This window comes from Mesorhizobium sp. M6A.T.Ce.TU.016.01.1.1, from assembly GCF_003997065.1.
In the GTDB taxonomy this organism is placed as follows: domain Bacteria; phylum Pseudomonadota; class Alphaproteobacteria; order Rhizobiales; family Rhizobiaceae; genus Mesorhizobium; species Mesorhizobium mediterraneum.
This window is the reverse complement of sequence record NZ_RZTJ01000005.1, coordinates 14,699-27,641: the sequence shown is the minus strand read 5'-3', so window position 1 is coordinate 27,641 and position 12,943 is coordinate 14,699. Positions and strand designations below refer to the sequence as shown.

Below are 12,943 nucleotides of genomic sequence, written 5' to 3'. Positions count from 1 at the left end.
CACCGGGCGCACGCCGCGATTGTTCATTTGAGGGGATGCAGACGCGGGGGCGTCATGCCCGTCTGCATCACGACAAGGCGGACGTTCGCTGATCAAGCGCACTGCCCGGATCGCAACAACTGAAACAATTCGGACGGATTTCGGCATTCGTCCGAAACAGTCGGGAGCGAAAAGCCGCGCCATGGAGCGAACCCGATGGGACGGCTCCGCTGAAAACGAAAAGGGAAATCAACATGAATCGCTTCAAGACTTACCTAGCTGCTGCCTCAGCAATGGCCTGCGTCGCGGCTCCGGCTAGCGCGGCGGGCCCGGAAGGCTCCAACGGCAAATCGCTGAACGGCCTGGAGAAGAATTCGCTGACCAGTAACTCGCTCACCAGCAATTCGTTGACCAGCAACGGCCTCGGCGTCCTTGCGCTCAACGGCGTGCATGCTGACGGCATCGTTCTGGCGAAGAGTCTCGCTCCGGCCAGCAAGTCTATCGTCGACCCGAATGTCCGCTCCATCATCGACCCAAATATTCGCAGTCTACCGGCTGTCCAGCACGGCAGCGGCTCGGTGATCGATCCTAATTTCGGCAATCTGCCGGCTGTCCAGAAGGGCAACGTCCGGGCATCGACCGCAGGTAAGAAAAGCAGCGGCCTTCCGTCTGGCCAGCACGGCACCGGTAGCGGCGCCGGGACCAACCATGACCGGCCAACCCCTTCGCCGAGGCGTTGATATCCGGCGTCCGTGATCAATGGAACGGATGGCGTTGTGCTGTCCGTTCTCTTTGGCCGCGCTTCACCTGCTAGATATGCCGTCAGGAACCAACAATGTCAGCCCACAGAAACCGCCTCGTTCATATCGGCCGCCACGCGTTGGTTGCTGTCGCCGCAGCCATTTCCAGCATGGCCGCCATGCCTCCCGCCGAGGCCGGGATCGGACATGCGATCAGCTCGATCTCCGTTGTCGGCACCAGATTCGAGGTGACGACGGCAGATGGTCGCGTTGTCGCTCAGGAGGATCTCGTCGGCGCCGTTCTGACGATTGGTGGTGACGGACAGGACCGGATGCCACTGCGCATCGACGCGGTCGAGATCGATCCGAGGAACCCGGATGGCGAGATCATGCTCTACACCATGTCGGCCCGCGACGCGGCAAGCGGTGCATGGCGCAACATCTGCGAGCCGGACATCGAGGGCCGGCGCATGGGCTTTCCGCTCGGCGGCACCTGGACGCAGGATGGTCGCCATTTGCCATCCGACACGGCGTTCAGCATTACCTGCACCGGCGGCGCCCAGGCGAAATGCGTGCGCTTCGGCTATCGCCCCTGGGAAAAGTCACCGGACGGCACTTCGCTCTGGGATCATCATCAAGCATGCACCCGCATGATCCGCGCTGATTATTGCGGCGATGGCGTCGGCCATACCCGCAACGGGACGCCGATCGTCATCTATGATCGCAAGGGCATTCAGCAGGACGAGGCCGCGCCTGATATGTCGTTCGAGGCGGCCTGGAGTGCCGACGGCGCGCTTTGCGTCAGCCACACCAGAATACCCGACGTGCTCACGATGGAGGGTCTGGCGGCGATCTGCCCAGGCGTGCGGCAGCAGCCACAGATAGCGGCGTGCGAAAGCGATGCCGGGGCGCTGATCCTCAACCGTTCGATCGATCCGCGAACGGTTCAGGCCGCAGCGAAATAGTCATAGCGCGGAAGATCTGCTGGGCTTGTCGGAGTGCGGATGTCCCGAATGGTCAAACGCATGCGCTCGTTCGACTGAGGCCATCAAGCATCCGACCTTCCGCGCCACTCCCTCACCCACCCACCTGCTTGGTGCGCTTGGCCGCGTCGACCTTGGCTCGCGCCTCCACCGCCTTCTCGATCTCGCGCTTCAGCTCGTCCTTGATCGCTACCGTTTCGGCCATCAAGGCGTCGATCTTCATGAAATCGAGCACCCGGTATTTCGACACTGCCGGGCGGATCAGAATGTCGGGCCGGCTCTGCATCAGCTTGGCGGCGATGATCGACTGCATCATCAATTGCGTCGCGCCGAACATCAGGTCGACGGAGGTTGGATGTTTGCGCCCGGCTTCGGTCGGTGCGCCAACGACGTCGACGGCGATGATGATGTCGGCGTCGAGTTCGATCAAGTCGAACGGCACCGGATTGTAGATGCCGCCGTCGATCAGCAGCGTGCCGTCGCGCATCACCGGGCGGAACACCGCGGGAATAGCCGCCGAGGCGGCCAGCGCCGAGTGCAGGTCGCCGTCGTTGAGCACGGCTAGCTTATGGCCGAAGAAATCCGTCGCCGTCACCTTCAGCGGTATGGACAGTTCGGCGAAGGTTTCGGGAATGGCGTCGGGCAGGAATGCCTTGAGAATGCGCTCGACATTGAACTGGCTGACCCGCAGCCCGCCTTGCAGCACCTCGGCGAAGGTGCCGGGCCGCGCCCGCCACATGCGCGTCGCCACCTCGGCGCGGCGGCTGAGGATTGAGCGCGTATAGGCGTGCATGTCCTTGCCTGTCATGCTCGACGCCATGCAGGCGCCCATGATGGCGCCGATCGACGAGCCTGAGATGGCAACCGGTCTTATGCCCAGCTCGTCCAGCGCCTCGATGACATGGATATGCGCCAGACCGCGTGCGCCGCCGCCGCCAAAGGCGATGCCGAAGCTCGGGCTCATCCTTTGCCCCCCATTTGGGCTCATTCCTTCTTGGCCTCGCCGAGTTTCGGCCCGACGACCATGATGGCCGGCTCGGCGGAGAGCAGCTTTTTCGCCACCGCCTTGACCTGGTCCAGCGTCACCCCGTTGATGAAGGCGGCGCGCCGCTGCATGTAATCGATGCCGAGCTTGTCAAGCTGCAGTTCGAGCAGCGTCGCGGCAATGGCGCCGGAGGAGTTCAGATTGTTGATTGCATAGGCGCCGATCATGTATTTCTTGGTCGCGGCCAGTTCCGCTTCGGTCGGCCCCTCCTCAGCCATGCGCCTCACCACCTCGCGCACGACAGCCAGCGTCTCCGCCGCCCGGTCCGAGCGGGTCGCAGTGGTGATGGCCAGTGCGTTGGCATGCTGATGATCGACCAGGTCGGAACTGACGCTGTAGGCCAGGCCACGCTTTTCGCGCACCTCGTCGAACAGCCGTGAGGTGAAGGCGCTGCCGCCGAGGATCTCGTTCATCAGCACCGCGGCGAAGAAATCCGGCGCATTGCGCTTGACACCGGGATAGGCCAGTTGCAGCGAAGTCTGCGGCTGGTCGTAATTGACCTCGAGCTGCTGGTTGAGTTTCGGATCCGTATCGGCGACCGCGCTGAGCGCCTGGTGTTCCGGCAGGCCGCCGAAGACCATATCGAGCTTTTTCTTCAACGTCTCGGCATCGATAGCGCCGACCACCGCCACATGCAGCCCGTCGCGGGCGAAGTTCGCCTTGTGAAAGGCGATGAGATCGTCCGGTGCGATCGTGGCAATGCTTTGCCTGGTGCCCTGGTCTGGTCGTGCATAGGGATGGGTGCGGTATAGTGCTTCCAGCCATTTGCGCTGGGCGACCGTGTCGGGGTCAAGCTCGTTGGCGATGATGCCGGACAGCACTTGCGCGCGGATGCGGTCGATTGGCGCCTGGTCGAAACGCGGCTCGGTGACCGCCAGCCGCAACAGGTCGAACGCCGCATCCCGCTGCTCGGCCAGCATGCGCATCGAGCCGTAGGTGCCGTCGCGCGCCGCTTCGAAGCTCATCTCGGCGCCGACGTCGTCCAGCTTTATCTGGAAGGCCTCGCTGTCGAGATCGCCGGCGCCCTCGTCGAACAGGCCGCTCATCAGATTGGCGAGACCTTCCTTACCAGCCGGATCCTGCGTCGTGCCGCCGTCGAAGACGAAGCGGATGGCGACGAGCGGCACGGAATAGTCCTCCACCAGCCAGGCGGTGATGCCCTTTGACGAGGTCACCTCCTGGATGCTCATGGCCGCGCGAGCGGAAAGCGCCGGCAGGACGAGGAAGAGCAGGGAGAGAAGTAAAGTGAGTACAGGTGCGACGGCACGCCGGGCCTTACCTTCTCCCCTTGTGGGAGAAGGTGTCGCCGAAGGCGACGGATGAGGGGTGCTGGACGGATCGCAGCGTTGGAGTTTCTTCCAACACCCCTCATCCGTCTTGGCGCTGCGCGCCAATCCACCTTCTCCCACAAGGGGAGAAGGGAAGTCGCCGCTATGCTGTTTCCTCATCATCAAATCAATTCCCTGCCTGTGTCTGCGGCAAGAGATAGCCTGATGTCGAATGGTTGAGATTGAGGTAGCGCGCGGCAACCGCCTTGACTTCGTCGGCGGTGACCTTGCGGATGCGGCCCGGCCATTCCTCGACATCCCTGACGGTGCCGCCGGTGGCGAGCGTCGCGCCGTAGATGTTGGCCATCGAATCCTGCTTGTCGCGGGCGAAGATCATCGAGCGAACGAAACGATCCTTGGCCTTCTCCAACTCGCCTGGTGTGACGCCGTCCTTGGCGATGCGGGCGACCTCGACCTCGACTGCCGCCTGGACGTCGGCCAGCTTGGCGTCGCCGCGCGGCGCGCCATAGACGGTGAAGTTGCTGGCATCGAGCATGGTGCCCTGGAAGAAGGCGCCGGCCTCGGCGGCGATGCCTTGCTTGACGACCAACTGCTGGTGGAGCCGGCTGCGGCTACCGCCGCCGAGGATCTCCGCCAGCAGGTCCAGCGCTTCCGCTTCGCCCGGCTTTGCAGTGTGATAGGAGGGAACCACCCATTGCGTCGAAAAGTTGGGCACGCTGACGCGCGCGTCAGTGAGCGTCACCGTGCGCCTGGTGTTCTGCTCGGGTTCGACCGGACGGATACGCGGCGGCAGGTCTGGACCACGCGCTATCTTGCCATAGGTCTTTTCGGCCAGCGCCTTGACCACCTCCGGCTCGACATCGCCGGCCACCACCAGCACGGCGTTGTTGGGCGTGTAATATTTGTCGTAGAAAGCCTTGGCGTCGGTGCGGTTCAGCTTCTCCATCTCCTGCATCCAGCCGATCACCGGAATGCGGTAGGGCTGGTTTTGCCAGAGCGTGGCGTCGACCTCCTCGCCGAGCACTGCCTGCGGATTGCTGTCGATGCGCGAGCGGCGTTCCTCGAGGATCACGTCGCGCTCGGTGGCGATGACATCGTCGTTGAGGATGAGGTTGCGCATGCGATCGGCCTCGAAGTCCATCATCTGCTCGAGCGCCTGCGGCACCACCGTCTCGTAAAAGGCGGTGTAGTCATATGAGGTGAAAGCGTTGTTGGAACCGCCGATGGCGGAGACGGCGCGGTCGAACGCGCCGGCGGCATGATTGGTCGTCGCCTTGAACATCAGATGCTCGAAGAAATGGGCGATGCCGGACTTGCCCGGCGGCTCATCCGCGCTGCCGATCTTGTACCACACCATATGAGTGACGATCGGCGCACGGTGATCGGGAATGACGACAACCTCCATGCCGTTATCGAGCAGGAAATCCGTCACCTTGCCGTCGTCCGGCTTGGTGTCGGCCAGAACCGGGACGGTCATCACGAGAGCCAGCGCCAAGAGCGTTCCGCGCAGCCATTCAGCCTGAGATGTCATCAATGGCTCCAGGTGTCATGGGGTGGGACGATAGGCGGGGATTGCGAAACAGGCAAAGTGATTTGTTGGTCATTTTCGCGCGCAAAGGCGGCCGAACTCAGGCGGCTTCGATGAAGCGGATGACGGTCTCGCCGTAGCTGCGCTCGTCGACAACTGAAAAGCCCGGCCCTGCCTCGAAGGGCGCCACCGCCGCCTCCTCGACTACGCAGAGCCCGCCGGGCGCGAGCCAGCCGCCAGCCTTGGCCGAGCGCAAGGCACGCTCGCCCAGGCCCTTGCCATAGGGCGGATCGGCGAATACCAGGCCGAACGCGGCCATCGTGCCCGCCTCGCCCAAAGCCGTGGCGTCGCGGCGGAATATCCTGGTGCGCCCGGTCAGGCCGAAGGCCTCGACATTGGTGCGGATCAGGCCGCGCCCTTCGGCCGATTCTTCGATGAAGACGCCGTAAGACGCACCGCGTGACAGCGCCTCGAGGCCGAGCGCGCCGGTGCCGGCGAACAGGTCGAGCACACGCGCCCCGTCCAGCCTATCGGGGAAGCGATGCGCCAGCACGTTGAAGACAGCCTCGCGCGTGCGGTCGGTCGTCGGGCGGATGGCGCTTGAACGGGGCATCGCCAGCGGACGCCCGCGAAATTCACCGCCGACGATCCGCATTGCCTCCCCTTGATCCCCCAGGGCCACTGCGCGGCCGGTCGCCATCACTCTTGCCGGAATTTGGGCGTTCGCCACGCGGCTTGCCGAACGGCTTTGCGCCTCCGGGTTTTCCACCTCCCGGTCCACTGGCGGGCTTGCCATAGGACGGCTTGAACGAGGCCTTGCGTGCCTTGGTTTCGGCTGCCTTGGCGGCATCGGCCTCCGCCCTGCCTTTGCCGATCGGCCGCGCGCCTGGCGCCATCCAGACATTGGCCTTGCGCTGGCCCGGCGGCTCGATCGGGCGCTGCTCGCGTTCGGACTTCTTCCCACCGCCCGGTCTGCCGCTAAAGCCGCCTGGCCCGCTACGTTCAGATTTGGGGCCGCGATCGCCAAAGCCTCCGCGTTCGGGCCCGCTCCGTTCAGATTTGGGGCCACGCTCACCAAAGCTCTTTTCCGGCCCAAAGCTTCTGCCAGGACTTGTCGACAGCTTGCCCAGCGCCTCGTCGCGGCTGCCTTCGCGGCGCTTGCGGTTCTTGATCAATCCGCCTTCGCCGATCGGACGGCGTTCGCCATCGCGGGTGAATTTCGGCCGCTCCGGTTCCTCTTCCCGCACCGCTTCACGCCGTACCGGCTTGTTGGAAAACGGCTTGGTGATCTCGGCGTCGAAATTGGCGCCGGATTCCTCTACCAGGCGTTCGCCGAGCTGGTCGCGCAGCACGCGGCCCTTGATCTCCAGCACATGGCCCTCGGGCAGGTCGTCGAGCTGGAACGGTCCGTATGAAATGCGGATCAGCCGTGTCACGTCGAGACCAAGCGAGCCCAGTATGTTCCTGACCTCGCGGTTCTTGCCTTCGCGCAGGCCGAGAGTCAGCCAGGCATTGGTGCCTTGCTCGCGGTCGAGCGTCGCCTCGATGGCGCCGTAGAAGACGCCGTCGACGGCGATGCCTTCGCGCAAGCCGGCGAGCGCACTTTCCTCGACCTTGCCGTGGACGCGCACGCGGTAGCGCCTGAGCCAGCCGGTGGCCGGCAATTCGAGCACGCGCGACAGGCCGCCATCATTGGTAAGCAACAGCAGCCCTTCGGTGTTGATGTCGAGCCGGCCGATGGTCATCAGCCGCGGCAGGTCGGCCGGCAGCACGTCGAAGACGGTCTTGCGGCCCTCGGGATCACGGTTGGTGGTGACCACGCCGGCCGGCTTGTGGAACAGGAACAGCCGGGTGCGCTCGATCGGCGGGATCTCCATGCCGTCGAGATGGATGATATCGCCGGGCATCACATTGAAGGCGGGCGAGGACAGCACCCTTCCATTGACCTTGACGCGGCCGGCCGCGATCAGCTCCTCTGCATCGCGGCGCGAGGCAAGGCCGGCGCGGGCCAGCCGCTTGGCAATGCGCTCGCCAGCCTCTTCCGTCGCCTCGGCGGGACGCGGGCGCGGCTTGAAGCCGCCGCCTGATGTCCCCTGGGGCCGATCGCCGAAATCGCGCTTGGGCCGATCGCCGAAGTCGCGCTTGGGGCGATCACTGAAGTCTCCCTTGGGACGGTCGAAGCGCCTTTCGCCGCGCTCGCCTTCGGCAGCTGCCGGCCGGTCGCCGCGTGGCGCGTAGGGCTTGCGCGGTTCTTCGCGCTTCTCATAAGGCTTGCCTTCCGGACGCGGCCCTTTGCTGAACGGCCGGTCGCCACTTTTGAAGTCGCGCTTCGGCCGCTCGCCTTCGGCCGCCATCGGGCGGTCGCCCCGCGGCGCATATGGCTTGCGCGGCCCCTCGCGCTTTTCATAGGGCTTGCCTTCAGGGCGCGGCCCTTTGCTGAATGGCCTATCGCCACTTTTGAAGTCACGCTTCGGCCGCTCGCCATCAGCCGCGATCGGCCGGTCGCCGCGCGGCGCGTAGGGCTTGCGCGGACCCTCGCGCTTTTCAAAAGGCTTGCCTTCCGGACGCGGCCCTTTGCTGAATGGCCTATCGCCGCTTTTGAAGTCACGCTTTGGCCGCTCGCCATCAGCCGCCATCGGTCGGTCGCCACGCGGCGCGTAAGGTTTTTTCGCGCCGAAAGACGGCTTACCGCCTTTGCCGGCAGCGGCGTCACGACCACGCGGGCCCGACGGTTTCGGGCCGTTCTTGCGCGGGCCTTTTTGACCCGGGAATTTCTTGTTTTTGTCGTCCATGTGGCCTTTGCTCGTTTGGGCGGGTAGATAACAGGATCGCGCCTGAGTAGCGAGGAGATAATAGGAATGGAAACCGCTTGAGGCGGCCGGATTTCATGGCGCTGGCGCTGAAAGAGGCCGAAACTGCCGCCTTGCGCGGCGAAGTGCCGGTCGGCGCGGTCATCGCCAGCGGCGATACGGTCGTTGCCAGTGCCGGCAACCGCACCCGCGAGCTTGCCGATCCCACGGCCCATGCCGAAATGCTGGTGATCCGCGAAGCCTGCAGCAAGCTGTCGAGCGAGCGGCTCACCGGCCACGATCTCTATGTGACGCTGGAGCCCTGCGCCATGTGCGCCGGCGCCATTTCCTTCGCCAGGCTGCGCCGGCTCTATTTCGGCGCCGCCGACGAGAAGGGCGGCGCTGTGGTCAACGGCGTCCGCTTCTTCGCCTCACCGACCTGCCACCATGTGCCAGACATCTACCCAGGCATGGCCGAGAGCGACGCGGCGCTGCTTCTGAAGGATTTTTTCAGGGAGCGACGCGAACCGTAGCGGCGCCAGCTTTCCCTAGCAGCTTACCACGGCAGCCAGTCGAACATGCCGCCGCTCTTGTTCTTGGCGGCCGCTTCCTTCTTGAGGCGGCGTTCTTTCTTGTACTCGTCCTCGCCGAGGTCGCCCGCAGGCGCGGTGCCGGCAGCGGCGCGGTATTGCACGGGCGGCTCGCTCAGATATTTGCGGGTGTTCGGGTCGCCCTGCTTGCCTTGGGCGAGGCGGCGCTTGACCTCGGCGGCGCGGCCCTTGTCCGAATCCGCCGGAGTCCAGGCCGGCGGATGGCTGGATCCCGACTGCGCCATCGCAGCCTTGATCGCCGTTGGATCCGTCTGGACGTCATCGACGATCTGCGCCTGGTAGTCCGGATCGTCCTGATGGAGCGTGGCGTCGGCGCGCAGGCGAGCACGGCGTTGCTCCGGCGATTCGGGCCAATCGGCGCTCGCCGTCGCGATACTGTCTTGCGGCGGCGGCAGTTCCTTCTGCCCCGGCGCCGGCTTCACCAGCTCGGGACGCGGCTTGTAGTCGATCCTGTCCTTGTTCTTCGGCACGACTGAAAAAGCGCTGGTGAGATCGCCGGCAAGCTGTGCAGCGGCGGGCTTGTCGGTCCCGTAGGTCGGCGAGCCCATGCAGCCGGACAGGGCCAGGCCGGATACGACAAGCGGCGCCAGCAGCGCAACGCGCGCGCAAGTTCTTTCGGTCATGCCAAAAAGTCCCACTCTAGACAGCCTCTCGATCGCACCGGCCAAAAGGTCCGGTCCCCATCGCTTATGCTCTTCCGACGGAAATCCGGCGACAATTTGTCGTCCGGAGTTTCGCGTGTTTACCTCAACCACTCGTTAAGGGCAACGCGCGGAGGCCGATCAGCCGCCCGCCGTGGCATTTGTGCACCGATATGGTGGCTGTGCATGTCGTTATCCCAAAACCGCTTCACACTTTTGGGCGACATGCATCGATATGGCGGCTGTGCATGTCGTTATCCCAAAACCGCTTCACACTTTTGGGCGACATGCATCATATACGACCAAGCGACTTCAACTCATGCAGCACAGCGGCATCCCGGGCCGAAACATCGGGGAATTCCGCGTCGCTGCCGACATCTGCGGTATAGCGCCATGAGCGCGCGCATTTGACCAGGCCCCGGTCCTCGGCCTTCTCGACCACGACGGCGACGCCCTTGACGTCGTCCAGCGTGAAGGCGCCAGAAGGCGCGCTGCCATGCGCAATGACCAGATCGCTGGTGATCGCCATCTCGGCCATGTCGACATCTGATATCGCCGCTTCGAGCGCCGCATCGTCGAGCGTGACGACCGGCACCGCTTCCAGCGACGAGCCGATGACCTTCTGGGCGCGTGCGATCTCCAGCGCGCCGGTGACGACACGACGCACCTGCCGCACCTTGCGCCATTTTTCCGCCAGCGCCTCGTTCTTCCAGTCGGCCGGGATTTGCGGAAACTGGTCGAGATGAACCGAGACGGCGTCAGGATGACGGTCGAGCCAGGCTTCCTCCATGGTGAAGGGCAGCATCGGCGCCAGCCATTTCACCAGGCAGTCAAACAGATGGCGCACCACCTGAACGGATGCCTTGCGCTTCACGCTGGACGGGGCCTCGCAGTAGAGCGCGTCCTTGCGGATGTCGAAATAGAAGGCCGACAGCTCGACCACCATGAAATCGAGCAGCATGCGGGTGATGCGTTTGAACTCGAAAGCGTCGTAGCCCGCGCGCACGACCTCATCGAGTTCGGAGAGCCGGTGCAGCATCAGCCGCTCCAGCTCCGGCATCTTGTCCAGCGGCACTTCCTCGCCATCGTCATGGGCAAGCGTGCCCAGCATCCAGCGGATGGTGTTGCGCAGCTTGCGGTAGGCGTCGATGTTGGTCTGCAGCACATTCTTGCCGAGCCGCTGGTCTTCCCAGTAATCGGTCGTCACCACCCATAGCCGCAGGATATCGGCACCCGACTGCTTGATGACGTCCTGCGGCACCACGGTGTTGCCGAGCGACTTCGACATTTTCCGTCCCTCCTCGTCCATGGTGAAGCCATGGGTGACGACGGTGTCGTAAGGCGCCCTGCCCCTGGTGCCGCAGCTTTCAAGCAGCGAGGAATGGAACCAGCCGCGATGCTGGTCGGAGCCTTCCAGGTAGACGTCGGCCGGCCACTTCAGGTCCGGACGATCCTCGAGCGTAAAGACATGGGTCGAGCCGGAATCGAACCAGACGTCGAGGATGTCCATAACCTGCTGCCATATCGAGGCATCGTGATTGCCAAGGAAACGCTCTTTGGCGCCGGCCGCAAACCAGGCGTCGGCGCCTTCCTTCTCGAAGGCATCCATGATGCGCTGGTTGACGGCCTCGTCGCGCAGGACGTTGCCGTCGGCATCGGCGAAGACGGCGATCGGCACGCCCCAGGCGCGCTGGCGCGACAGCACCCAATCGGGGCGCTCCTCGATCATGGCGCGGATGCGGTTCTGGCCGGCGGCCGGCACGAAGCGGGTGTCGTCGATCGCCTTCAAGGCACGGCTGCGCAGCGTCGTGCCGTCGCCCAGTTCCTTGTCCATATAGACGAACCATTGCGGCGTGTTGCGGAAGATGATCGGCTTCTTCGACCGCCACGAATGCGGGTAGGAATGCTTCAATCGCCCGCGCGCGAACAGCGCGTTGCGCTTGATCAGCTCGTCGATGACCGCCTGGTTGGCATTGCCCTTCTTGCCGTTGTCGTCGATGACGCGCGCAGCTCCGCCCTCGCGGTCCGGGCCAAGGCCCGGCGCATCCTTTGTGAAGAAGCCGGCATCGTCGACGGTGAACGGGATGGCGGTGTCGATGCCGCGCTGGCGCAGGTCCGACGCAGCATCCATCCAGGCGTCGAAGTCTTCGCGGCCATGGCCCGGCGCGGTGTGGACGAAGCCGGTGCCGGCCTCGTCGGTGACATGGTCGCCGGCGAGCATCGGCACGGGGAATTCGTAGCCGCCATTCAAACCTTTGAAGGGATGAGAAAGCGTAAGGATTCCAAGCTCTTCGGCCGAAACGCTACGGAGGCGATTCATCGTCACTTTGGCCTTGAGAGCGGACTCTTCCGCCAACGCGTCGGCAAAGATCAGTCTTTCGCCGGGCTGCGGGCCGAACGCGTTCTCTGCCGCCGTCACCTCGTAGAGGCCGTAGTTGATGCGTGGCGAATAGTTGACGGCGCGGTTACCGGGGATCGTCCACGGCGTCGTCGTCCAGATGACAACGTGGGCCTCCAGCAAGTCCAGTGACGTCCCGGTAAGCTCTGGATTTAGTCTTGCGGGCTGCCCATCCGTGACGTTAGTAACTTGCCAGGCAAGGCTGACGACCGGAAACTTCGCCCAGATCGTGTCGCTCTCATAATCCTGGTACTCGACCTCGGCCTCGGCCAGCGCGGTGCGCTCGACCACGCTCCACATCACCGGTTTGGAGCCGCGATAGAGCTGGCCCGACGTGGCGAATTTCAACAGTTCGCCGGCGATACGCGCCTCGGCATGAAACGCCATGGTCGTATAGGGATTGTCGAAATCGCCGACGACGCCGAGCCGCTGAAATTCTGCGCCCTGCACCTTGATCCAGTGCGCGGCGAACTCGCGGCATTCCTTGCGGAACTCGTTGACCGGCACCTCGTCCTTGTTCTTGCCCTTGGCGCGGTACTGCTCCTCGATCTTCCATTCGATCGGCAGGCCGTGGCAATCCCAGCCGGGCACATAGTTCGAGTCATAGCCGCGCATCTGGAACGAGCGGGTGATGACGTCCTTGAGGATCTTGTTCAGCGCGTGGCCGATGTGGATATTGCCGTTGGCGTAGGGCGGCCCGTCATGCAGCACGTATTTTTCGCGGCCGGCGGCGTTTTCGCGCAGCTTGCGGTAAAGGTCCATGTCCTGCCAGCGCTTGACCAGCAACGGCTCCTTCTCGGGCAAGCCGGCGCGCATCGGGAAGTCCGTCTGCGGCAGATAAAGCGTCTTGGAATAGTCGATCGTTTCGACGGCATCGGTCGTTGGGGTGTCGGTCATTGGTCTGCCATATGCATTGCCCGGCGGCAAAAGAGCCCGGGTG

The 12,943-nt window shown here is 64.2% G+C and carries 10 protein-coding genes; 3 read left to right on the top strand and 7 right to left on the bottom strand.

The window, feature by feature from the left end; all coding sequences use genetic code 11:
* Positions 1-233: 233 nt before the first annotated feature.
* A complete protein-coding gene (locus EOC94_RS11430; RefSeq protein WP_126107019.1) occupies positions 234-719 on the top strand; it encodes a hypothetical protein in 486 nt (161 codons plus the stop codon).
* Between the two features lie 95 nt (positions 720-814).
* On the top strand, positions 815-1,684 hold the full coding sequence (locus tag EOC94_RS11425; protein WP_127290487.1) for an ADYC domain-containing protein: 870 nt from the start codon (positions 815-817) through the stop codon (positions 1,682-1,684).
* A 112-nt stretch (positions 1,685-1,796) separates the two neighbouring features.
* On the opposite strand, the gene EOC94_RS11420 is transcribed toward EOC94_RS11425, so the two are convergent.
* The 5 genes from EOC94_RS11420 to EOC94_RS11400 all read right to left on the bottom strand — a co-directional run bounded on the left by EOC94_RS11420 (position 1,797) and on the right by EOC94_RS11400 (position 8,356).
* Entirely contained in the window at positions 1,797-2,666 is an 870-nt protein-coding gene (locus tag EOC94_RS11420) for a patatin-like phospholipase family protein (RefSeq protein WP_127290485.1), read from the bottom strand.
* A 20-nt stretch (positions 2,667-2,686) separates the two neighbouring features.
* Positions 2,687-3,979 carry a pitrilysin family protein gene (locus EOC94_RS11415; RefSeq protein WP_245465560.1) on the bottom strand — a complete coding sequence of 431 codons (1,293 nt, stop codon included), beginning with the start codon at positions 3,977-3,979 and terminating at the stop codon, positions 2,687-2,689.
* Between the two features lie 223 nt (positions 3,980-4,202).
* On the bottom strand, positions 4,203-5,567 hold the full coding sequence (locus tag EOC94_RS11410; RefSeq protein WP_127290483.1) for a pitrilysin family protein: 1,365 nt from the start codon (positions 5,565-5,567) through the stop codon (positions 4,203-4,205).
* Between the two features lie 97 nt (positions 5,568-5,664).
* Entirely contained in the window at positions 5,665-6,219 is a 555-nt protein-coding gene (gene rsmD, locus EOC94_RS11405) for a 16S rRNA (guanine(966)-N(2))-methyltransferase RsmD (protein ID WP_127290481.1), read from the bottom strand.
* On the bottom strand, positions 6,200-8,356 hold the full coding sequence (locus EOC94_RS11400) for a pseudouridine synthase (protein WP_127290479.1): 2,157 nt from the start codon (positions 8,354-8,356) through the stop codon (positions 6,200-6,202). Before EOC94_RS11400 ends, rsmD begins: the two co-directional genes overlap by 20 nt.
* A gap of 77 nt (positions 8,357-8,433) precedes the next feature.
* On the opposite strand from EOC94_RS11400, the gene EOC94_RS11395 reads away from it, so the two are divergent.
* Positions 8,434-8,886, top strand: coding sequence for a nucleoside deaminase (locus tag EOC94_RS11395; protein WP_095485627.1), 453 nt, complete (start codon positions 8,434-8,436; stop codon positions 8,884-8,886).
* A 23-nt stretch (positions 8,887-8,909) separates the two neighbouring features.
* Here EOC94_RS11395 and EOC94_RS11390 read toward each other — a convergent pair whose 3' ends face one another.
* Together EOC94_RS11390 and ileS are read right to left on the bottom strand one after the other, a co-directional pair.
* Positions 8,910-9,587, bottom strand: coding sequence for a hypothetical protein (locus EOC94_RS11390; RefSeq protein ID WP_095485829.1), 678 nt, complete (start codon positions 9,585-9,587; stop codon positions 8,910-8,912).
* A gap of 310 nt (positions 9,588-9,897) precedes the next feature.
* Positions 9,898-12,900 carry an isoleucine--tRNA ligase gene (gene ileS / locus EOC94_RS11385; protein ID WP_095485626.1) on the bottom strand — a complete coding sequence of 1,001 codons (3,003 nt, stop codon included), beginning with the start codon at positions 12,898-12,900 and terminating at the stop codon, positions 9,898-9,900.
* Positions 12,901-12,943: the final 43 nt, after the last annotated feature.